This window comes from Ruminococcus sp. D54t1_190329_F1, assembly GCF_015551645.1.
Taxonomy (GTDB): domain Bacteria; phylum Bacillota; class Clostridia; order Lachnospirales; family Lachnospiraceae; genus Blautia_A; species Blautia_A faecis.
In genome coordinates, this window is sequence record NZ_JADNDC010000047.1 from 1 (window position 1) to 22247 (window position 22247).

General features: G+C 38.1%; 20 protein-coding genes and 1 riboswitch. Of the genes, 16 read left to right on the top strand and 4 right to left on the bottom strand.

Annotated elements, in window-relative coordinates; translation table 11 throughout:
- A partial coding sequence (locus I2D69_RS17095) for a metalloregulator ArsR/SmtB family transcription factor (protein ID WP_334285144.1) occupies window positions 1-212 on the bottom strand: 212 nt, incomplete at its 3' end.
- Between the two features lie 157 nt (window positions 213-369).
- Between I2D69_RS17095 and I2D69_RS17100 the strand changes: the two genes are divergently transcribed.
- From I2D69_RS17100 to lepB, 10 genes are all read left to right on the top strand, one after another.
- Window positions 370-1260, top strand: a complete 891-nt coding sequence (locus I2D69_RS17100; protein ID WP_148463260.1) for a hypothetical protein — start codon at window positions 370-372, stop codon at window positions 1258-1260.
- A gap of 134 nt (window positions 1261-1394) precedes the next feature.
- Window positions 1395-1784: a BlaI/MecI/CopY family transcriptional regulator gene (locus tag I2D69_RS17105; RefSeq protein ID WP_148463261.1), complete on the top strand. Its 390-nt coding sequence runs from the start codon at window positions 1395-1397 to the stop codon at window positions 1782-1784.
- 6 nt (window positions 1785-1790) lie between these two features.
- On the top strand, window positions 1791-3539 hold the full coding sequence (locus I2D69_RS17110) for a M56 family metallopeptidase (protein ID WP_173717379.1): 1749 nt from the start codon (window positions 1791-1793) through the stop codon (window positions 3537-3539).
- 231 nt (window positions 3540-3770) lie between these two features.
- Window positions 3771-5654 (top strand): asparagine synthase (glutamine-hydrolyzing), encoded by a 1884-nt coding sequence (asnB, locus tag I2D69_RS17115; RefSeq protein ID WP_148463263.1) that lies wholly within the window; start codon window positions 3771-3773, stop codon window positions 5652-5654.
- Complete coding sequence (locus I2D69_RS17120; protein WP_173736308.1) at window positions 5618-5953, top strand: hypothetical protein; 336 nt, start codon at window positions 5618-5620, stop codon at window positions 5951-5953. Before asnB ends, I2D69_RS17120 begins: the two co-directional genes overlap by 37 nt.
- Before the next feature lie 410 nt (window positions 5954-6363).
- Window positions 6364-7188, top strand: coding sequence for an AraC family transcriptional regulator (locus I2D69_RS17125; RefSeq protein ID WP_021925437.1), 825 nt, complete (start codon window positions 6364-6366; stop codon window positions 7186-7188).
- Between the two features lie 18 nt (window positions 7189-7206).
- Complete coding sequence (locus tag I2D69_RS17130) at window positions 7207-8076, top strand: hypothetical protein (protein ID WP_173736309.1); 870 nt, start codon at window positions 7207-7209, stop codon at window positions 8074-8076.
- Between the two features lie 346 nt (window positions 8077-8422).
- Window positions 8423-8980 (top strand): sigma-70 family RNA polymerase sigma factor, encoded by a 558-nt coding sequence (locus I2D69_RS17135; RefSeq protein ID WP_148463265.1) that lies wholly within the window; start codon window positions 8423-8425, stop codon window positions 8978-8980.
- Window positions 8977-10362, top strand: a complete 1386-nt coding sequence (locus tag I2D69_RS17140; RefSeq protein ID WP_148463266.1) for a DUF4179 domain-containing protein — start codon at window positions 8977-8979, stop codon at window positions 10360-10362. The genes I2D69_RS17135 and I2D69_RS17140 overlap by 4 nt, the downstream gene beginning before the upstream one ends.
- Before the next feature lie 62 nt (window positions 10363-10424).
- Window positions 10425-10784 (top strand): signal peptidase I, encoded by a 360-nt coding sequence (lepB, locus tag I2D69_RS17145; RefSeq protein WP_330602512.1) that lies wholly within the window; start codon window positions 10425-10427, stop codon window positions 10782-10784.
- 94 nt (window positions 10785-10878) lie between these two features.
- Here the strand turns inward: lepB and I2D69_RS17150 are convergent, their stop codons facing one another.
- The 3 genes from I2D69_RS17150 to I2D69_RS17160 all read right to left on the bottom strand — a co-directional run bounded on the left by I2D69_RS17150 (window position 10879) and on the right by I2D69_RS17160 (window position 14155).
- On the bottom strand, window positions 10879-11445 hold the full coding sequence (locus I2D69_RS17150; protein ID WP_148463268.1) for a folate family ECF transporter S component: 567 nt from the start codon (window positions 11443-11445) through the stop codon (window positions 10879-10881).
- 71 nt (window positions 11446-11516) lie between these two features.
- Window positions 11517-11614: riboswitch (THF riboswitch) on the bottom strand.
- Between the two features lie 53 nt (window positions 11615-11667).
- On the bottom strand, window positions 11668-12405 hold the full coding sequence (locus I2D69_RS17155) for a response regulator (protein ID WP_148463269.1): 738 nt from the start codon (window positions 12403-12405) through the stop codon (window positions 11668-11670).
- Window positions 12386-14155 carry a histidine kinase gene (locus tag I2D69_RS17160; RefSeq protein ID WP_148463270.1) on the bottom strand — a complete coding sequence of 590 codons (1770 nt, stop codon included), beginning with the start codon at window positions 14153-14155 and terminating at the stop codon, window positions 12386-12388. Before I2D69_RS17160 ends, I2D69_RS17155 begins: the two co-directional genes overlap by 20 nt.
- A gap of 434 nt (window positions 14156-14589) precedes the next feature.
- On the opposite strand from I2D69_RS17160, the gene I2D69_RS17165 reads away from it, so the two are divergent.
- The 6 genes from I2D69_RS17165 (at window position 14590) to I2D69_RS17190 (ending at window position 22207) form a co-directional block, all read left to right on the top strand.
- Entirely contained in the window at window positions 14590-15270 is a 681-nt protein-coding gene (locus I2D69_RS17165; protein WP_178090728.1) for a sugar ABC transporter permease, read from the top strand.
- Entirely contained in the window at window positions 15260-16081 is an 822-nt protein-coding gene (locus I2D69_RS17170; RefSeq protein WP_148463272.1) for a carbohydrate ABC transporter permease, read from the top strand. The genes I2D69_RS17165 and I2D69_RS17170 overlap by 11 nt, the downstream gene beginning before the upstream one ends.
- Before the next feature lie 19 nt (window positions 16082-16100).
- The gene (locus I2D69_RS17175) at window positions 16101-17357 is read left to right on the top strand and encodes an extracellular solute-binding protein (RefSeq protein ID WP_148463273.1); all 1257 of its coding nucleotides are present in this window, start codon (window positions 16101-16103) and stop codon (window positions 17355-17357) included.
- An 11-nt stretch (window positions 17358-17368) separates the two neighbouring features.
- Window positions 17369-19399: a beta-galactosidase gene (locus I2D69_RS17180; RefSeq protein WP_148463274.1), complete on the top strand. Its 2031-nt coding sequence runs from the start codon at window positions 17369-17371 to the stop codon at window positions 19397-19399.
- Between the two features lie 176 nt (window positions 19400-19575).
- Window positions 19576-20592, top strand: a complete 1017-nt coding sequence (gene galE, locus I2D69_RS17185) for a UDP-glucose 4-epimerase GalE (protein WP_148463275.1) — start codon at window positions 19576-19578, stop codon at window positions 20590-20592.
- Between the two features lie 244 nt (window positions 20593-20836).
- Window positions 20837-22207 (top strand): glycoside-pentoside-hexuronide (GPH):cation symporter, encoded by a 1371-nt coding sequence (locus I2D69_RS17190; RefSeq protein WP_148463276.1) that lies wholly within the window; start codon window positions 20837-20839, stop codon window positions 22205-22207.
- Window positions 22208-22247: the final 40 nt, after the last annotated feature.

The following is a 22247-nucleotide window of genomic DNA, read 5'->3' on the forward strand; positions in this document are numbered from 1 at the left end:
AACTTTCCTTCTCTTTGGTTTCGGATCAAATCAGCTTCCTTCAATATTGCCAGATGTCTTGATATGGATGCTCCCGTCACTGAAAAATGTTCGCATATTTCTCCAGCTGAAAGCCGCCCATTCTTCAATAAGTTCAAAATCTCACGTCGTGTTGGATCAGCCAGTGCTTTTAATGTATCCTGTATACCCAATAATTCATCACATCCCTTCATTTAACATTTAACTTAATTGTTAAACGTATTATAATGCAAGGAATATTATGTGTCAAGAACCAGTTACTTCAAAATATGGTTGACATTTATATTCTACAGATGTAGAATATAAACAACTTCTACAAAAGTAGAAAATAATAAACAGGGAGAATGCACTATGAAGACAGGAACAGTAAAGTTAATGACACTTATCACTACGGCGGTATTGGGAACTTTTTCAGCAGGAACGGTTCTGGCAGCAGAAAATAATGACTTTTATACACAGCCGCCAGCAGATTCCGACTGGGAAAAGGCAGATACGGAAGGTACTTATGCCAGCTACACGAATGGAAGTGATTATGTAAACATTTACAAATATTCACTTGATGATGTCAATATAGCAATTGCAAAATGCAATGATACGTATGAAGCCTGCTATCAGACAGTTTATTCAGAGGGGAACAGTTTATATATGACGGTGGGATATGCAAAAGATGCAGATGATATCGGTGATGTCAGAAAATTCGTAGAATATATTTCCTATCCAGGAAATCCCTCCCTTACCAGACAGGCAGATGAAGATTCAACAGAGAATTCTGATCAGGTGGATACCGATACTTCCAATCCGGGAGGCAAGGGAGATTCAGATTCTTCCGATACAGAAGTGAATGCTTCCGCAGATAACAGTGATGGTTCAGATATTATTTCCACCTCACCACTGACATTAGTTGACAGTGATGGAAATACAATTGAGATCAATTACATTCTTCACAAAGATTATTCTTGCGAATACCGTGGAGATGATGGAATGAAATATACTGATAATGGGAATGAAACTTATACCGATGAAAATGGAAATACCTACTCAGCTCTGAATGATGACACTCATCATCTGGGACATACGTTGGAACAGCATGACCTTCAGGATGCAAACGGTAATACTGTGACGGTTACGGAAACTACAAATGGTGATTATTATTTCCAGGACGAAAATGGTACAGGATTTACGGACAACGGAGACGGGACATGGAGTGATGAAAATGGCAGCAGCTATACAGAAATAGACTGATAGTGGTCAGTAGCTGCAGGAATGGCAAGGGCATTTGCAAATTGTGCAAAAGCCCTTGCCATTTCCGTGAACCGTGGTAAAATAGAATCATTCCTACATTTGTAGAAAATATGTAACAGGGGAGGTATGAAAAAGTGAAAAAAACTTACCAGAGACTTCCGGACTCAGAGCTGGATATTATGCTCGTTCTTTGGAATAATACTCCGCCGATGACCAGACCGGAGATTGAGAAAGTGATCAATATGAAGAAAAAGCTTGCATCAACAACAATTTTGTCATTGCTGACCAGATTGGAGAACAAAAATTTCGTGGAAGTGACGAAACAGGGAAAAATGAATCTGTATACACCCATGGTTTCGCAGTCAGATTATCAGGCACATGAAAGCCAGAGTGTTCTTGAGAAACTTTATGGGAATTCACTAAAAAAGTTTGTAACTTCACTTTATCATGGAAAGAAGATCAGCTCAGAAGAAGTCCAGGATCTCAGTGAATTTCTTAAGAACCTGGAGGACAGGGAGGAATAGCTAATTATGGAGGTTTTCATTCTGCACATTCTGAAACTGAACATTATTGCAGCAATAGTAATTTTACTGGTAAAAGTGCTTGCGACTCTGTTTAAAGGACGTGTATCAGCGAGATGGAAGTACTTTATCTGGCTGTTGATTACGATAAGCCTTTGTGTTCCGGTGCGCCTTCCGGAGAATCTGGCACTGGTGGATTTCAAAGTACTTAGAAGCAGTCAACAGAATACGCAAAACCCGAAGATAACGGATTACGCAGTCAGACCAGAGGAAAGTCAGAAGATAACAGAAACCGTATCATCTGCGAGCAATGACATGAAAAATCTGACAGAAATTCCGGAACAAAAGAGAACTGTCAGGTACGAATCAGATAAATGGCTGGGAATTGTGGCTGTGATTTTTGTTGTTGTCTGGCCGAGCGTAGCGGTACTTAAACTGACAGGAGAATTGCTGGCATATTATTTTTCTATAAGGAATCTGGAACGGATGAGTCTGCAGGTAAGTGATACGGTGAGTATTCAGATGTACCGTGCAGCGTGTCAAAAGAAGCACGTACGCAGAATACCGGAGCTCAGGCAAAACGCAGGTCTTACCACACCGCTTCTTGCAGGACTTTTACATACAAAATTGTATCTACCAGCAACCGGGTATTCAGCAGAAGAAAGAAAACTTATTTTTTACCATGAACTCACACATTATTGCCATCGGGATCTCTGGTATAAGATGCTCCTTCGAATCTGTGCATCAATATACTGGTTCAACCCCTTTCTTCTTATCATGCTGAAAGAAGCGGATAAGGATATTGAGAATCTGTGTGATACAGCAGTTGTTCGCAGAGTTAATAAAAAGGAACATAAATTATATCGACAGCTGCTTCTCAGGACAGTGGCCATGGAAAATCAGATTCCATATGTGACAGCAAGTCTTAATGACAGCGAAATGGTGTTTAAAGATCGGATTCTGTATATGGTGAACATTCGGAAACTCCGCAGAGGGATTCTTCCGGGAATTCTTGTGACGCTGCTGCTTGCAGGCGGTAATCTGGTATTTAATGTCTCTGCCGGGACAGATACAGTTTCAGTAGAGACGGAGAAGTCTGGTATTGAAAAAAATGCAGATCCAGAGAAAAATAATGTACCGGATTATGCACCGTTTTCTGAAATGGTAACTATGCAGAAAGCTGCTGAAACACAGGACGAAGGAGGAGTGACAGAGAATGCAGATACAGAGGATTCTGTAGACGAAGAGGAAAAAGCAGATGCGGAAACAAACGATGAACCTGCCATGGAAAACAGCGGACAGGTAAGTGAAACGACCGATGATGGAATTACCTCTGACAACAACGAGTCTGTTTCATCTTATGAGAATCTGCCAGCAGGCGTACCATATACCAGTGGATTCACTACTGCTTCCGGTGTAGCATCAATTGTAGCACCGGGTGGAGGAGATGAAGAATCCAGAGTTCTTTACGATAACGGAGATGGGACCTATTCTGATGCTTATGGGAGCCGATACAGTTATCAGGGAGATGGAAACTGGGCAGATGCCAATGGAAATTCATATCGTACCTGGAATGACGAAGACTATAATTTCGGAACACAGCTGGAAAAGCATGAACTCAAGGGCAGCAGCGGCACCGTTAATGTAAAAGAGACTACAAACGGAGATTATTATTACTGTGATTCAGAAGGTGTAGGATACACAGATAATGGTGACGGAACCTGGACCGATGAGAACGGAAATCTTTATGAAGAGTAAATGAAAAGAAACGTTTTCCGGAAGCAAATAAGAGACTGGAAAACGTTTCTTTTCTTGTAAAATGTTATATGAGATATAAAAGCTATTTGGAAATATAATTATTTGATAAGAAAGACATTTTTATTTTACAACAAACAGATATTTTTATGATAAAATATCGGAAAAAAATTTTGGACTGTAACAAAAGTCGTTGCAGTGTCTAAACTACATCAAATGGATACGGAGGAAGAAATGTGCGGGATCTGTGGATTTACAGGTTACAGACAGGATCAGAAGACAGTAATTGAAAGGATGATGAAAGCCATTGAGCATAGAGGCCCGGACAGTGAGGGCTCCTTTTGCAGGGAGAAGATTACGCTGGGCTTTCGAAGACTTAGTATTATTGATTTAGAAGATGGGCAGCAGCCTATGGAAAGTGCGGATGGAAATCTGCATATTGTTTTTAATGGAGAAATCTATGATTATAAAGAACTGCGGGCAGAACTTGAGACTTTCGGCATTTCTTTTTGCACCCATTCCGATACGGAAGTTCTGGTAAATACCCTTCAGCAGTATGGGGAGAAGGCACTGGATAAACTCAGGGGAATGTTTGGGTTTGCAGTATGGAATGAAAAAGAGCAGACTTTGATGCTTGCAAGGGATTTCTTTGGAATTAAGCCTGTGTACTATGCCGAAATAGATGGGCACTTTGTATTTGCTTCTGAAATTAAGAGTATCCTTGCATTTCCAGGCTATGAAAGGAAAGTAAATCAGAAGGCACTGGAGCAGTATTTGTCATTTCAATATTCTCCTCTGGAAGAGACCTTCTTTAAGGGAATTTATAAACTGATGCCTGGACATATGCTTTTATATAAAAACGGAAGCTATGAAATAAAGACTTATTTCAAACCAAAGCTTACACCAGGTCAGTGGAACCATAAGACGAATATGGCGCAGCTGCGGAGCCAGCTTTCCGAGATTTTAAAGGATTCAGTGAAGCATCATATGTTAAGTGATGTGGAAGTCGGCGCATTTTTATCAGGTGGAGTGGATTCCGGTTATCTGGCTTCTTCCTCCGGTGCAGATCAGGCATTTACAGTGGGATTTGATGAGGGAGATCGATATAGTGAAGTAAACAAAGCTGCCAAAGTGGCAGAAAAAGCAGGTTTGAAACACCATGTGAAAATCATATCCAAGCAGGAATTCTGGGATGCCCTTCCAGATGTGATGTATCATATGGATGAACCCCTTGGAGATGCTTCTGCAGTTGCACTTTATTTTCTTTCCAAAGAGGCTGCCGGGCATGTTAAGGTAGTCCTTTCCGGGGAAGGCGCAGATGAACTTTTCGGTGGATACAATATTTACAGAGAACCGGAAGCATTGAAGAAAGTTGCCTGGATTCCATTCGTGCTCAGACGTGCTGTCAGAAAGCTGGCCGCAAAGCTGCCAGATGTGAAAGGACGGGATTTCCTTATCCGCGCAGGAATGAAAGTGGAAGAACGTTTCATTGGAAATGCGTATATCTACCGTGAAAAAGAGAAAGCGCAGATTTTGAAAAATAAAGTAACAGGACCTTCCACGCAGGAATATTTAAGACCATTTTATGAAGAGCTTGAGGCAGAAAACAGAGGCGGACTTCAAGACATGGAAAAAATGCAGTCTGTAGATTTGAACTACTGGCTTCCTGGCGATATTTTGCAGAAAGCTGATAAAATGAGTATGGCACATTCCCTGGAAGTCAGGGTACCATTTCTGGATAAAGAAGTTTTTGACTTTGCAGCAAAGCTTCCGAAAGAAGCCAAGATTGCAGCGGGTACAACCAAATATATTTTCCGCAAAGCTGTTTCAGGATTTCTTCCACAGGAAACCGATGAACGGAAGAAACTTGGTTTTCCTATTCCAATCCGTGTGTGGCTGCGGCAGGATGACTGGTATCAGATGGTAACGGATTTATTTACCTCAAAAGCGGCAGAAGAATTTTTTCGTACAGAGGAACTGCTTCAGCTTCTGAAAGACCATAAAGATAAAAAGGCAGATAACAGTCGTAAAATCTGGACAGTTTTAACATTCCTTATCTGGTACGATAGATTTTTTGCTACATGTTCGAAGGGAGAGTTGGTTACAAGGCTGCAATAATAAAACTTCAATATATTCTTTTTTATATTCATAATAATGCACTAATTAGGTGTCTGGAAGAATTTAAGAAAAATAAATTTGTACCTGTAGAAGAAGCTGAGAAACAGATTAAACTTGGAGCTGTGATTACCAGACTTAACAGTACCATACGGAGAATCAAAAAGTATCTGGATGGAAGCATCCCATACCTGGAGGAATTGGAAGAAACGCGACTTCCATACTTTGAGAAAAATGCGGACAAACGTGAAAACCGCTGGAGCCAGATCATTAGTGGAAGTGATCTGATTGATACCATCTAAAAAGCAGACAGCCCGATATTTTCGGGCTGTCTGTCATTGGATTAAGGAAAGATATGAGGCAGGAAATACAGTCATTTTTTGCAGCATATCTTTTTTTGTATCATTTTGTCTATATTTTAAAGAATCCTGTTCATGTACAGGGGTTCATCAGTTGGTTATACTAATAAAAAGCGGATGTGATAGTTTATGCAGAAGAAAATCCGGCCGAATACCGGAATTTTCTTCTGGCATTAGCGGCAAACTTTATAATAGTTTGCGTAGAAATTCATCACATATAAGATATAAGCTTTTAAATTTTTCATTTCGTTCACCTCTTTTCTTAACTTACAAGTGCATTATAGATCACCTGAAAGCGGATTACGTGCCAAATGAAAAGAAAAAACAGACAAAATTTGCAGAGGAGAGAAATTATGTTTCCGGTTTATGAAGAGAAAAAAGAAAACCTGCATTTACATTCCCGCATTGCCAGACATGAATCCCCTCATCTGCACAATTCAGTTGAATTCATCTATCTTACAGAAGGATGCTTGGAGCTTGGAATGGGCCAGGAACTCTTTCACATGGAGGAAGGTGATTTTGCAGTCCTTTTTCCGGAAGTGATCCATCACTGCCAGGTCTTTTCAGGAGAGAATAATAAGGCATGTTATCTGTGGGCGCAGCCCATACTTTGCGGACAATTTGCTTCTGTTATGCAGAAATACTGTCCGAAAAATCCTGTAATTAAAAAGCCGCAGGTCCACCGGGATATTGTAAATGCAATTCGGTGCCTGAAGCTCGATAAAAAGGAGCAAAATCCTAACCTTGTTGTGGAACAGGCTTATGTGCAGATCCTTTTGGCCAGAAGTATCCCGGCATTTAACTTACAGGAAAAGAGCAGCGTGGAGAGCAATGATATCATTTATCAGACGGTCTCCTATATTGCAAAACATTTTAAAGAAGAAATGTCCCTGGAAAAGATGGCAAGAGATATGGGAGTAAGTAAATTTACACTTTCGCGTGTCTTTTCCGGAACTTTTCATAGAAATTTTAACCAATATTTAAATGAACAGAGATTAAACTATGTCTGTGTTCATTTAGAGTGTACAGACAAAAGCATTACGGACATTTCCATGGATGCAGGATTTGAAAGTCAGCGGACTTTTAACCGGGTTTTCAGGGAACGCTACAAAATGACACCAAGAGAATACCGGAATCTGTACAGAGAAAAGTTTGTTCTGCAAAATGAAATCATATAGAAAAGAGAGGATAAAAATATGCTGAGTGAGAGTATTGCAAAACTGGTACAGTATGGAGTCGAGACGGAACTGATACCAGAATGTGAGAGAAATTACACAACAAATCTTCTGCTGGATGTATTTTACGAGGATGATTACACTGCACCGGAACAGGAATTTCAGAACATTGAGCAGCTTGTAGGCGGTTCTATTTTAAGCCATGACCATTTCCAGGGAGGACATTATACCTTCGCAATGGCTAAGGCACCGATTGAAAAGCATGTGACCATTCCTGGATTTGAGGATGTGGAAGCGGGAATTGTAAAGTGGCCGTTATCAGTGCTCCGTATCCGTCATAAAAATCCAGAACGGTTGATTGACCTTGCAACACATGTGCTGCAGGCATGGAGAGGCTATACAGATGAAGCAGCCTTTGTATTTGCCAATACGGACGGAGAGCCACATAATACCATAACCCCAATTGCCCGTAAAGTGGAAGATGTATACGAGCTGGATCTGACACTTCGCAATAATATTACGACGAAAGAACATCCACTTGGTGTATATCATCCACATGCACAGTACCATCATATTAAAAAGGAAAATATCGGACTGATCGAGGTAATGGGGCTTGCAGTTCTTCCGGCCAGATTAAAAGAAGAGCTGGAGCTTTTAGAGGAATACATTTTATCTGGAAAAGATATTTCTTCAAATGAAAAAATAGCAAAGCATGAGGATTGGGTGAAAGAATTGCTGGAAAAATATCCGGATATTAATGCAGAGAACATTCAAGCAATTCTTCAAAAAGAAGTAGGACTGGTGTTTGTACATGTGCTGGAAGATGCCGGAGTTTATAAATGCACACCAAAAGGAAGAGAAGATTTTATGCGTTTTGTGGACAGTTTATAGGACGTATTCTGACCGTGATTATAATGAATGCTGTAGTATGAAGTACAAAACTACAGAACAAGAAAATATTTTATAACAGCAGTTGCAGCCGGTATCTCATGATATATAAAATGAGAATATCGGCTGCTTTTCATTATTTTTACCCCTAAAAGGTAATCTTCTGAAAACCAAAACTGTAGTTTGGATCTCAACTGAAAAGAATTAAATTTTTTTGTTACCATCCACTATTTTTTACGATATATAATATGAATGGAAATTTTTTTATTCAAAAAGGCGCCTTATCTGTTGCTGGTCAGATTATGGACAGTGACTTTTATCTTAAAGAAACCCGGAGGACAACCTGTAAATGAATGATGATGAAATTATAAACCTGTTTTTGAAAAGAGATGAGAATGGAATTATAGAATTGAGTACTAAGTATCATCCCTATTGCTACAAGATTGCCTGGAATTTATTGGCAAATAGAGAAGATGCCGAGGAATGTCTGAATGATACCTGGTTTTCAGTATGGTCACAGATTCCTCCTACGCATCCTCCTGTATTGGCACACTTTTGCGGTCGGATTACAAGAAATCTTAGTATCGACCGTTTAAGGAAAAAGTTTGCAGGCAAGCGCCCGGATGTTCATATGGCAGATGTTATAGAGGAAATGGATCAGCTAAATGTAACTTATACCGTGGAAGAACAGCTGGCGGAAAAAGAACTGATGGAAACCATAAATCGTTTTTTGGAAGAAATGTCTCCAAAGGACAGAAATATTTTTGTACGAAGATACTGGTTTTTAGATCCTGTTTCTGCAATCTCCAAAAGGCATCATATGTCAACGGGAAGCGTGAAAATGAATTTATACAGAAACCGGAAAAAGCTGTTGAAACTGTTGGAAAAAGAAGGAGGACGCATATGAAAAAGTTTGATTTTTCAAAAGAATTTGGTAATATTGATCCGAAATATATAGAGGAAGCAGAGCGGGAATGGAGTGAAAAAAAGGAAAACCGGAGACCGAAAGGGTGGAGCAAAGCAGCAGCTGCCTGTGTGATCGTCGCCTTGGGTTCTGTTATCTTTTCTAATCCACATATCCAGGCTGCAATAAAAAATATTACATTGTCCATAGGAGAAACCCTTGGTTTCCCAAAAAGCATTGAATCTTATACGGAAGTGTTGAATACCGCTAAGGAAGACAAAGGAATTACTGTAACATTAAAAGAAGTTGTTCTGGATAATGGGGTTCTGTTAACAAAGGTGCATGCAGAAAAAACATCTTCCGGGCAAAAGGGCACGGATGATGTCCAGGATGCCTGGACCTTTGCCAATACACAGCTTGACATTGATTATCAGAAAACTACAATAAATGGACAGAAAATTGAAGAATACGAAAGCGGACACTATCTGCCGTATTCGGATGAGGATTTGCTAAATATTGGACTGGATGAAAATGTCTATGATGCTGTTCTGGAATCCCGATTTTCCCTTGATGGTGAGCTGGGAGAAAATCCGGAAGTACATTTGGTACTTGGTGCCTATCAAAATGAAAATCTTGGCGAAGATTATTTTGCAGAGTTTGAGTTTGATTTTTCTATTCCCCATGCGGAGCTTATGAAACAGACAGTTCATAAAAAGCTGGAAGATGTTTCTGTTAAAACAGAAGAAGGAACCGTAAAATTAACAGACTTTTCCATGAATAAACTGCAAAGTATAATTACGGCAGAAATTCCGGAAGAACTTGAGGAAAAGCTGTATAATGGTAATGAGATGATGCTTATGGGGACAGACAGTAAAGGAAATCAGGTACAGTATGAACTGCGCAGTAATTCAGCAGATGGTAAATCTCAATGGAGTTTTAAAACCAGTTTCTGGGGCATGTATCAGCTGGATTCTGACGGTCCGGTTCTTTTACTCCCGGATATTGACAGCGATTATCTGGAATTACAGCTTTATACCAGAGAACCTTATATGGCTGCTGCAGACACTGTCTGGGTTGATGACGATTTTGTAGAAATTGGTGAGACTACAGAAGAAGTAGAAGAAGTTCCAGAGGATACTTTGGAGGGAGAAAATCCGTCAGATGCAGAGGAGCCGGTTGAAACTCAAATTATCGGAGGGGCAGATGCTCCCACAGAAGTAAGGCTTCAAGACGATACAGACCAGAAAGAAAATACCGACGCAGCAGATAAAACGGATGAAGATTATGGAACCGAAGAAAGCGCATATGATGGAACTACAGGTGAAATCACTGCAGAATCTGACTGGACACCTGTCGGTGAAAAAATAAGGATTCAGATTAAGTAGAAAAACGTGAATCTTCTTAAAAGCTTGCGTGTGGAATTAATCTTAATCTGTTCGGTTATGAAATTTCTGAAAAGTTCAAGGACTCGGAGCGATTTGATATTGTAATATTCAAATACCCAGATGATGAAAGCCGTCTTTTTATCAAAAGAGTGATCGGACTGCCGGGAGAGGTAGTGGAAATTAAGGATGGGAAAGTTTACATTGATGGTTCGCCCACTTCATTGGATGACTCGTTCATTCCGGAGAAAATGATCGGAAGTTATGGTCCATATACAGTTCCGGAAAACTGTTATTTCATGCTTGGTGATAATCGGAATGATTCGAAGGATTCACGTTCATGGAAAAACAAATTCGTGCGATTTGACCAGATTGTGGGGAAAGCTGTTGTAAGATACTATCCTTCTTTTAAGTGGTTAGGATAATAAGAAACGCGAATATCAGTGGCTTATTAAGTACTGGAATATTCGCGTTTTTTATTTGATATCGCTAAGTTTTTATATTTTCAAATATATGTAATCAGCTGGCAGCCGGTTTTCTAAAAATACTAAAAATTCCTGTCTGTTCAATCAATCTTGTGATGGTAAAGAAGATAAAGGAATCAATTGGCCACATGATCAGGTTCTTTACAGTACGCATTGGAAGGATTGCAAGGAATCCTTTTCCGTAGAGCATGTCCAGCCATAAGGTATTTAACAGAACATTTACAATCAGAACGACAACCAGTTTTGCAATCAGCACGCGACGGAAAGTGAGCTTATGTTTGTAGTAAAAACATCCATAAATAAATGCCGCGAGCATTGCGTTAAAGGTGAACCCAAAGAAAAATGGACCATCAGGGCGGATAAAGAATTTCACAATATCCAGCACACCGGCAAACAGACATCCGGTAATGGGTCCAAACAGATAATCAGCAATCTGGTTTGGGATACCGGAAAATCCAATTTTTACATAGGGACCGATGTTGATAGAAGCAACTGAATTTAAAATCAGTGCCAGGGCAGCAAGCATTGCACAGACTGCCAGTGTAGAAGTGTTTTTCAGCTCTTTAGCTGAGGTGAGAAACATGTTCTTTGTTTTCTCCATAAAAAAATTACCTCCTTTTCTTTTTTCGCTCACAATAGGAGATAATTTATGGATTCATATTTATCTTCTGTTGCAGCGAGAAGCAATCCACGAACCGCAAGATTTCTCTTTTCGTCCTCCGGCAACTCTCCATCCGGAAGGCACTTTACGCTCATGAATTTACTCTGCATTACTTTACATGAGGCAGTATATAGCAGAGAACTGGAAAAAGCAAGTAAAAAATTACTTATTTGAGAATTTTTTTCGATAATCGTTAGCTGAAATCTTTTCCATTTCTTTAAAAACACGAGAAAAGTATTTTTCATCATCATATCCAACTAAAAGAGATATTTCTGATATCTTTTTTCCAGAACTCATTAAAAGCTGCTTTGCATGACGGATCCGTACCAGTTTTATATATTGTATAATGTTAATATCAAATTTTGCTTTGAATTTTCTTGACAAATAGGGTTCACTTAAATGAAATTCAGAAGCAATATAGGGTAAGTTAAGCTGATTCGAATAATTTTGGTCGATATATTTCTTTATGGAAATAAAAATATCCTCTGTTATATAATCCTCTTCATGTGTGGGAGTAATTACTTTTTTTCTTTCAATTTCACTTTGAGCTTTCTGTACGGCAAGGTTTAGTTTGTCAGGCTGTATTGGTTTTAAAATATAATCAAGCCCCCCCTTTATGAAAAAATTTCGGATGTATTCATAATCTGTGTATCCACTGATCGCAATAACAGGAGTAGAAACACTATTTTCAACAATCCAATCCATTAATTCCAATCCATCTGAAATAGGCATGCAGATATCTGTAAATATCAGATCTGGTGAATACTGTCGGATTAACTGAACTGCTTCTAATCCATCTTCAGCTTCGTATATTTCAGATATTTTATAGGTGCTTTTAGGAATAAGTAATTTAATACAGTCCCGAACTGGTTTTTCGTCGTCAATAATCAGCAATTTCATTAGCAGGTTCCTCCAGGAATAATGTGATCTTTATGCAAACCCCATAAGGGGAAATGTTTTCAACAGAAACGGAAGATGCATTGTGATAATACATATTAAGTCGAGTTTGGATATTGTCAAGACCGATCCCTTTTTCTTTTTCCTTGTACTGGTTGTATTTTATGGAGTGAAACATAAGCTGGAGATTATCTAATTCTTTTTTAGAGAGAGATTTTCCATTGTTTTCTACCAGTACGGTTAGGATTCCGTTGTTTAAATGTGAAGTGGCACAGATATAGTATCCTTCCGGCCGTTTTACAAACCCATGCTTAAAATAATTTTCCATAATAGGCTGAAGAATCATTTTTGGAACCATTAGGGAAACCGTATCAGGATCTGGATTCAAATCAAAATGAAAATTTTCTCCAAAACGTTGTCTTTGAAATATGAGATATCTTTGTGCATAATCAAATTCACTTTGTAATGAAATTAATGGATGCTGGATATCCATGGCGTAATTCATCATGAGAGAAAGATTAGTAATTAACGAATAAAGTTCCGGTGAATTATTTTGCAGGGCTAACGTTCCAAGAGATTGTAATGTATTATTCATAAAGTGTGGATTTAGCTGAGCTTGCAGCATTCGCAATTGCGCGTCTTTTATAGAGAGTTCAAGCTCATATTTATCTATTTTCAGTAGTTGTATTGTTTCAATCATGGAATTAAATGAGTCGTTTAGAACGCGTATTTCATCATTGCTATTTAACTCAAGAGGAGCATAACTTTTTCCTTGCTTAATATCCTTCATCTGTTTTGTCAGCAGAATAATAGGCGTAGTAAGACTTTTGGAAAAATGCCAGGTTATCAAGATGGAAAGAAACAAAAATGCAATATAAGTTGGCAGGTAAATATTCAGAATCTGAAAAATACTTTCATAAGCGTTTGTTAAAGGGACTGTTTTTATAATGGTGATGGGAGTATTTAACACTTCAATAGTCTTATAAAATATAAATTTGCTTTGTTTATTATCAGTATATTTTTGATAGTTTCCGGAGGCAGAAAGCTGATGGGCTATATTGTTTATTTCAGATGGAATTTTATTTGATAAAACATTATTTGTACTATATAAAACAGTTTCAGATGAATTGTTGATGACATAGATTGCTTCATCAGAAGCGGTTAGCATGTCCTTGGACAATTTTTCAAAAGATACACTAGAAAGTGTTATGGTAAGGGCTCCAATTGGGGTGTTTTCTGGAATACTCTGAAGATTAAGATATATAGAAACTGAGTAATTGTCTTTAGAGTTTCTGGAAGAAAAAATATGAGCTGTATAATCACCAGGGAATAAGACGGAATCAGACAGGGAAGCTGTAAGCAGATCGCGATTCTGAAATATGTAAGTTTTGTTTTTTTTGATACACTGTAAAGAAATTGACTCGATATCATTGGAAAGGTTTTGAATGGATTGCATAAAGGTCATAATGGTATTGTGATCATTATAATGCGAAGAATCTTTTTTAGTTAAAAAAGAATACATTTTGGCATTGCTAAACGGATAGTATATTCCATCAGACACATCGCAAAGATATGTATTGATGTTATTAGAAAATTGATACATGAGTTGCTCATTATATGAGATGATTTCATTGGAAAAATTATTTCGTGAATAAATGTAAGTGATGCACATGGAGAAAGATAAAGGCAGAATAGAACAGAGTAATAAAATTAAAATAAGTTTATAACGAATACTTTTTAAGTGTCCCTTCATAACAAATCCCCCATTGATTAATCAATATAATAATACTTGATTTATAATTTTATCAAAAAAAATTATAAAAATCAAATTGTTTATAAGCAATTTGCAAAAAAAATAAAGCTAACAGGACAAAAATATCCACTAAGTGTATAGAATTATGGGTGGCTTTTTACTTGAGAATAGACTACTATCAAGTTATAAAATAAACGAATCCGGAATTCGAAAATACTGTTAGAGAAGGTGGAGGTATGAAAGAAAAAAAAGGAACCTGTATAAAAAATGAAATTATATTTTTGGCACCTGCAATAATTTGTTTTAGCTGTATTGTTCTGATTCCTTTCATATACAGCTTTGCTACATCACTAACAAAGTGGAATGGAATATCTAAGAACATACAGTGGAACGGAATCGCCAATTACAAAAAGATTTTATCAGATAAGGCATTTTTGAACTCTTTTATATATACACTGAAAAACATGTTTGTAGTGACGGTTATTGCAAATGCACTTGGATTGTTGTTTGCTTTAATTCTTACATGTAAAATTCGTGGAAGCCAGATTTTTCGGACAACTCTGATCTTACCGAACATTTTAAGTGGAATCGTTCTAGGCTTTGTCTGGAAGTTTATCTTTTCGGATGTTCTCCCACAGATTGGAGAAACGTTAAACTGCAAATTTCTGGAATTGTCATGGCTTGCAAGACCAACATCAGCTTTCTGGTCTGTTGCAATTGTAAGTATCTGGCAGATGACAGGATATGTCATGTTGATTTACATTGCCGGAATTATTGCGATTCCCGGAGATCTTATTGAATCGGCATATGTAGACGGTGCAGGGAATATGCAGGTGATCAAGAAAATTATTTTGCCGCATTTAAAACCATCCTTTGTAGTCTGTATCTTCTGGACAATCAGTAAGACTCTGTTAAGCTTTGATTTACAGTTTTCTCTTACTCAAGGAGGACCGTTTAAATCAACAGAAACATTGGCGATTAATATTTATCAAGAAGCCTTTGAAAAAAATAATTATGGTGTAGGAAATGCAAAAGCAATTCTGTTTTTTGTAACAGTTGTTGTTTTTTCCCTGCTACAAAATTATCTGACTAGGAGGAACGCAAGTGAAAGTTAAGCATGGAAATATATGGTCAATTTTAATTTTGTGCGTGGTAATTATTTTTCTTTTTCCATTTTATATTATTTTTATCAATTCGTTTAAAGAAAATGGAGAACTATTACGGAATGTTTTGAGTCTGCCTCAAAAGTTCAGTTTTCTTAATTACCAGAAAGCATTTTCTCAGTTGAACTATTTCAGGGTATTTAGAAATTCTCTTATTGTTACAGTATTTAGTAATCTGGGAGTTATTGTAATTTCTTCTATGGCGGCATACAGGCTGGAAAGATATGATTCTAAATTAAATCGCATTATCGGATCAGTATTTATGGCTGGACTGATTATACCATTTCAGGTAATCATGATTCCATTGACTATCGTATTGAAGAATTTGCATCTGATCAATAATCTGTTCGGCGTAATTGTTGCATACTGGGGCATGGCTGTTCCATTTACGGTTTTTCTGATTCGTGGATACATTCATAATATACCAGTTGAAATGGAGGAGGCAGCCTCTTTGGACGGGTGCACGCTTGTAAAAATGTTTTACAAAATTATTCTTCCGTTATTAAAACCTATATTGTTTACTGGTATTACCATTAATACGTTCTGGTTCTGGAATGATTTTTTGCTTCCACAGCTGATTATTTCAGATGAAACCTTAAGAACAATACCGATTGCAATCAATGCATTTTTCGGGCAGTATGTTATGAAATGGGATTTAGCACTTCCTGCACTTGTTATGGCAATCATACCTGCAATTCTTGTATTTCTGATTTTCCAGAAATATGTGGTAGAGGGAATGGTCTCAGGTGCTGTAAAAGGATAAAAAGAAAGGGGATAAAAAAATGGAAAAAAGAAAAGTTTTGGCAGTATCAGTAGGAGTGTTGGCAGGATGTTTTATCTTACAAAGTAGTGCATTTGCAGATGAGGGTAAAACAACGGTAAAAGTAGTTCAGTTTAAAACAGAGTTATCAGAGCAGATGAATGATATGGCGGAAGCATATATGGAAGAACATCCAGACGTAGATCTGCAGATTGAAAGTATTATTTCGGAAGATTATGATACTGTTCTGAAAACACGTTTTGCAAATGGAGAGGCACCAGACATTTTTAACAATCAGGGTTACCAGAATATGACTTTATGGTCTGAGTACCTGGAAGATTTATCTGACCAGCCATGGGTAGATGAAATGGTGGATACCAGTAAAGAAGGAATCAGCATGGATGGAAAAATCTATGGACTTCCATTGTATATCGAAGGATATGGATTTTTGTATAATAAAGATTATTTTGAACAGGCAGGAATTACGGAAGTTCCGACAACTTTAGATGAGTTTAAAGAGGTTGTGCAGAAACTGGAAGATGCTGGTATAAGTCCCATTTCAGTGAATGGAGCTGAATGGTATCCAAATGGTTTGTTTTTAGCCAATATTCCGGTTGCGTCCCAGGATGATCCCAATAAGTTTCTGGAAGACTTAAATAATGGCACTGAGACATTCCGTGATAATCAGTTGTTTTATGATTGGCTAGATTTAGTGGATGTCATGAAAGAGCATGCGGTAACGGATCCGCTGTCTGTAGATTTTAGTGGCGTTGTTTCTGATTTTGCAACTGGAAAGGTTGCAATGATTATGGGATTAAACGGTTATCAGCCAATGATTGACGATGTAGCCCCGGACATGAATGTAGGAATTATGCCTATGCCGATCAATAATGATTCCGAAATGAACGATAAAATTTATGCATCTGTATCAACATATTGGTGTGTGAATAAAGAGTCTAAATCAAAAGAAGCAGCGAAAGAGTTTCTTAACTGGCTTGTGAGCTCTGAAACCGGTCAGAGATATATTACAGAAGAATTTGGCTTCATTCCTGGTTTAAAGAATATTACCCCATCAGCAGAACAAGTCGGAGAAATTGGTGCTGAAATTCAGGAATATTCAAATGCCGGAAAAGCGGCTGGCTGGGAATTCCAGAAATATCCAGATGGCGTAACAACCGAGTTTGGAAATGGTGTGCAGATGTATTATGCAGGAGAACTGGATAAAGATGGTTTGTTGGATTATTTCCAGCAGTGTTGGGATGAATTAAAGACAGAATAAGGGAGAAGCATATGGCATTAACAAAGTGGAATGGTATTTTATATGGAGGAGATTATTGCCCGGAACAGTGGGATGAAGAAACTCTGCATGAAGATATCAGGATCATGAAAGAATATGGAATTAACGCAGTAACTTTAAATGTTCATAGCTGGTGTGTTTATCAGCCAGAAGAGGGTGCCTATTCTTTTGGAGTGATGGATCATATCATCCATTTACTGGAAGAAAACGGAATAAATATCGTAATGGCTACAGGAACAGCAGCTCTACCCAACTGGTTACTTAAAAAGTATCCGGATATTATGGCACAGAGTATTCGGGGAGTAAGAAACCGACCGGCTCGTAGAGTGAATTATTGCCCCAATAATAAAGAGTTCAAGCATAGAATTCAGGAAATATGTGAAGTACTGGCAAAACACTACAAAGATCAGAAGAACATTGTATTATGGCATCTTAGCAATGAGTTGGAAGGCCATTGCTATTGCGACTGCTGTGCAAATGAATACAGAAAATGGCTGAAGGAACGGTATGGAAGTCTTGAAGCGTTAAATAAGGCATGGAATACAATGTTCTGGGGACATGTATATACAGATTGGGAACAGATCAACCCGCCTGCATATGACAATATGGTGATGGAAAATGTAAACGGAGCAGGAATTGATCTGTCTGCATTCCCAACGGAAAGCATGGAATATAAGCGCTTTATGACAGAAAGCTTTAAAAAGGATTTTGAGATTGAAAAGGCTGCAATCTTAAAGTATATTCCAGACGCACTTGTTACAAACAATTTCCAGTTCCGGGAATATGATTATGATGAGCTTGCGAAGCCATTGGATATTGTATCCTTTGATCTTTATCCGGAAAAAAATGATTCCCCACACAAGGCTGCATTTTTCCTGGATATGTGCAGGGGATTGAAGAAAAAACAAAGTCCATTCTTGATGATGGAAATGTCTCCAAATCAGGCAAGTTGGGCCATGAGTTGTCCAGTGAAAAGACCGAATGAGGTATCTTCAATTGCAGTTAGTTCTCTGGCAAGAGGTGCAGAGTCAGCTATGTTTTTCCAGATTAGAAGATCTCGCGCCGGATTTGAAAAATTCCATGGTGCCATGATTGAGCATAGTGGCCGCACTGATACAAGACAGGGAAAAGAATTGAAAAAACTTGGTTCCAACTTAAAGAAAATGGGTGATAGTTTTCTTGGAACAGAAGTTCCTGCAGAAGTGGCAATTATTGCAGATTGGAACTATAAGTGGGGAATTGAAGTTACTTCCTTCCCCAAAAAGGGGACAAAATATTTTGATGAAGTTTTGTACTATTATAAATGGTTCCATGATCAGAATATTATGACAGATGTTGTACGTGCAGACTCGGATCTGTCCAAGTACAAGATGGTTGTTGCACCAATGATGTATATGCTTACAGAAAAGCAGGCAGACAATATCAAAGCTTATGTGAAAAATGGAGGCTGCTTTATCACTACATATTTCAGTGGCATCACAGACTATCAGGATAATGTCTGGTTAGGTGGTTATCCTGGCTTGTTAAAGGATATGCTTGGCATTTGGGTAGAAGAAACTGATACTTTGTATGAAAATGAAAGTAATCTGATTCAGATATGTGCAGACGGATTTTCACAAAAAGAATATACCTGCGGTGTATTTTGTGACTTGCTTCGAGTAGAAGGCGCGACTGTGTTTGGTAAATATGGAAAAGATTTTTATCAGGGACAACCGTGTATTACTGAGAACCGATATGGAAAGGGAAAAGCAATTTATATTGCGACAAAACCGGATGAGGCATTTCTGGGTGCATTGTTTTCAAAATATGTACAGGAAACTGGGGTGATAAAGGTTTTAAAGACCAGTGCCGGAGTTCAGGCTGCTTTACGAAAGAATGAGACAGAACAATATCTGTTTTTAATTAATTATAGTGCTGAACAACAGAAAGTAGAACTTGGGGGAAAACTTAGGAATATTCTTAGCAATGAAGAGGAATCCATAGCTATGTTGATTCCAGGAGATTATGCGATATATCGGTTGTAAAATATTTATTGGTTGAGTTCGTATAATGGGAAAGGGCTGATCATTACAGGTCAGCTCTTTTTCTTAAGTATTATTATTTAATCGTGGCATTTTCTCCATATTTTCTAAAACTTTGTCCATATGTTTTTACAAAAATCAGACTATAATAAAAGAAAAACCGTTCAGGAGGAATCATTATGGCAATTTTAGTTACAGGTGGTGCTGGTTATATTGGAAGCCACACGGTAGTGGAGCTTCAGAATGCAGGATATGATGTTGTGGTACTGGACAATTTAAGCAATGCAAGTGAAAAAGCACTGGACAGAGTATCAAAAATCACAGGAAAACCAGTGAAGTTTTATAAGGCAGATATTCTGGACAGAGATGCTTTAAATAATATTTTTGACAAGGAAACTATTGAGTCCTGCATCCATTTTGCAGGTTTGAAGGCAGTTGGAGAATCTGTGGTTAAGCCCTGGGAGTATTATGAAAATAACATAGCAGGCACTTTAACCCTGGTTGATGTAATGAGAAAACATAATGTGAAAAATATTATTTTCTCTTCCTCAGCAACTGTATATGGAGATCCGGCACAGATTCCGATTACAGAAGAATGCCCAAAGGGACAGTGTACGAATCCGTATGGCTGGACAAAATCCATGCTGGAACAGGTGCTTACCGATATCCAGAAAGCAGATCCAGAATGGAATGTTATGCTTCTTCGTTACTTTAATCCAATTGGCGCACATAAGAGTGGAACAATTGGAGAGAACCCAAATGGCATTCCCAATAACCTTATGCCATATATTACACAGGTAGCAGTTGGTAAGCTGAAGGAACTTGGTGTATTTGGAAATGATTATGATACTCCGGATGGAACTGGTGTAAGAGACTATATTCATGTTGTGGATCTGGCAAAGGGGCATGTAAAAGCGCTTAAGAAAATCGAGGAAAATCCTGGGCTTGCGATTTACAATCTGGGAACCGGAAAGGGCTATAGTGTTCTTGATATTGTAAAGAATTTTGAAGCTGCAACTGGTGTGAAAATTCCATATGTGATCAAACCTCGCCGAGCCGGAGATATTGCAACTTGTTATTGTGATGCATCTAAGGCAGAAAAAGAGCTTGGCTGGAAAGCAGAAAACGGTATCCGTGAGATGTGTGAAGATTCCTGGAGATGGCAGTCTAATAATCCGCAGGGATATGAAGAATAGGATGTATATTTAAAATAAGAGAGCTGTAAGATGCAGCCCTCTTATTTTTTTGAATAATTGACCTTATGTTATAAATGAACGCATTTTTTATCCTGAAATGTTCTATTTTTTAAAATTCTACAATTTTGTGCATGTTTTGTTAAATGTTGTTTATGTAATTTTGGGAAAGATAAAGATATAATCATATTCGGATTAAGGAAGTACGAAAATAAACCTGAAAAAACAGGAGAAAGAGAAGGAAAACATGGAAGAAAAAAGATATTTGAAATGGTACAACAAAGTCGGATACGGTTCCGGAGATGTGGCTGGAAATGTGGTATATGCATTCCTTTCCACCTTCGTAATGCTCTATCTGACCAATACTGTTGGATTGAACCCGGGTATTGTAGGAACATTGATTGCAGTATCAAAACTGTTTGATGGAGTGACCGATATTTTCTTCGGCTCTATGATTGATAAGACAAAAACAAAAATGGGAAAAGCAAAACCCTGGATGCTGTATGGTTATATCGGCTGTGCAGTTACTTTGATCGGTGTATTTGCAATTCCGGAAAGTCTTGGACAGACAGCGCAGTATGCATGGTTCTTTATTGCATATTCCCTGTTAAATGCAGTGTTCTATACAGCAAATAACATTGCATATTCAGCTCTTACAGCTCTGATTACCAAAAACAGCAAAGAACGTGTAGAAATGGGATCTTACCGTTTTATCTTTGCATTTTCTACCAGTCTTTTGATCCAGTCTGTTACTATCAAGTTTGTTGAGATTATGGGAGGGGGAGCTGCTGGATGGAGAATTGTAGCAATCATTTATGCCATCATTGGACTTATTATAAATACAGTTTCTGCATTATCTGTAAAAGAGCTTCCAGAAGAAGTCTTAAACGAAGATGCATCAAGCGCAGTAGATGAAAAATATAGTCTTATTGAAGCTGCAAAACTGTTATTTTCCAACAGATTTTATATTATGATCTGCGTAACCTACATTCTGCAGCAGATTTATTCCGCAATGCTCAGTATGGGTATTTATTACATGATGTATGTATTGAAAAACGAGGATCTGTTCCCGGTATTTTCCTGGGCAATCAATATCCCGTTAATCATTGCACTGGTTATTACACCATCTTTAGTAGCAAAATGGAAAGGGTTATATAAGCTGAATCTGGTTGGATATACCATTGGAACCATTGGACGTGCCCTTGTAGTAGTTGCTGCTTATATGGGAAGCGTACCGCTTATGATTGCCTTTACAGCCGTTGCTGCATTTGGTATGGGACCATGGCAGGGTGATATGAATGCGGTGATTGCTAACTGTTCAGAGTATACTTATCTGACAAAGCATAAACGTGTAGACGGAACCATGTATTCCTGTACTTCCCTTGGTGTGAAACTTGGAGGAGGACTTGGAACTGCGATTACAGGCTGGCTTCTGGAATTCAGCCACTTTAACAGTTCACTTGCTGTACAGCCGGATTCCTGCCTTAGCATGCTTCATACTATGTATCTGTGGATTCCAGTTGTGATTTGTGTAATCATTACTTTTATTATGTCACAGATGAATGTAGAAAAGGCAAATGAAGAATTAAAGAACAGTAAAATGCTGGAAACAAAATAAGCATTAAGATAACGAAATATAGCAATGGGATGTAACAATA

Coding starts and splice junctions, on each gene's coding strand:
- I2D69_RS17140 (WP_148463266.1), top strand. CDS start 8,977: ATGAAAAAGTTTGATTTTTCAAAAGAATTTGGTAATATTGATCCGAAA.
- I2D69_RS17150 (WP_148463268.1), bottom strand. CDS start 11,445: ATGGAGAAAACAAAGAACATGTTTCTCACCTCAGCTAAAGAGCTGAAA.
- I2D69_RS17175 (WP_148463273.1), top strand. CDS start 16,101: ATGGAAAAAAGAAAAGTTTTGGCAGTATCAGTAGGAGTGTTGGCAGGA.
- I2D69_RS17180 (WP_148463274.1), top strand. CDS start 17,369: ATGGCATTAACAAAGTGGAATGGTATTTTATATGGAGGAGATTATTGC.
- I2D69_RS17125 (WP_021925437.1), top strand. CDS start 6,364: ATGTTTCCGGTTTATGAAGAGAAAAAAGAAAACCTGCATTTACATTCC.
- I2D69_RS17100 (WP_148463260.1), top strand. CDS start 370: ATGAAGACAGGAACAGTAAAGTTAATGACACTTATCACTACGGCGGTA.
- I2D69_RS17130 (WP_173736309.1), top strand. CDS start 7,207: ATGCTGAGTGAGAGTATTGCAAAACTGGTACAGTATGGAGTCGAGACG.
- I2D69_RS17190 (WP_148463276.1), top strand. CDS start 20,837: ATGGAAGAAAAAAGATATTTGAAATGGTACAACAAAGTCGGATACGGT.
- I2D69_RS17120 (WP_173736308.1), top strand. CDS start 5,618: ATGTTCGAAGGGAGAGTTGGTTACAAGGCTGCAATAATAAAACTTCAA.
- asnB (WP_148463263.1), top strand. CDS start 3,771: ATGTGCGGGATCTGTGGATTTACAGGTTACAGACAGGATCAGAAGACA.
- I2D69_RS17155 (WP_148463269.1), bottom strand. CDS start 12,405: ATGAAATTGCTGATTATTGACGACGAAAAACCAGTTCGGGACTGTATT.
- I2D69_RS17135 (WP_148463265.1), top strand. CDS start 8,423: ATGAATGATGATGAAATTATAAACCTGTTTTTGAAAAGAGATGAGAAT.
- I2D69_RS17110 (WP_173717379.1), top strand. CDS start 1,791: ATGGAGGTTTTCATTCTGCACATTCTGAAACTGAACATTATTGCAGCA.
- galE (WP_148463275.1), top strand. CDS start 19,576: ATGGCAATTTTAGTTACAGGTGGTGCTGGTTATATTGGAAGCCACACG.
- I2D69_RS17160 (WP_148463270.1), bottom strand. CDS start 14,155: ATGAAGGGACACTTAAAAAGTATTCGTTATAAACTTATTTTAATTTTA.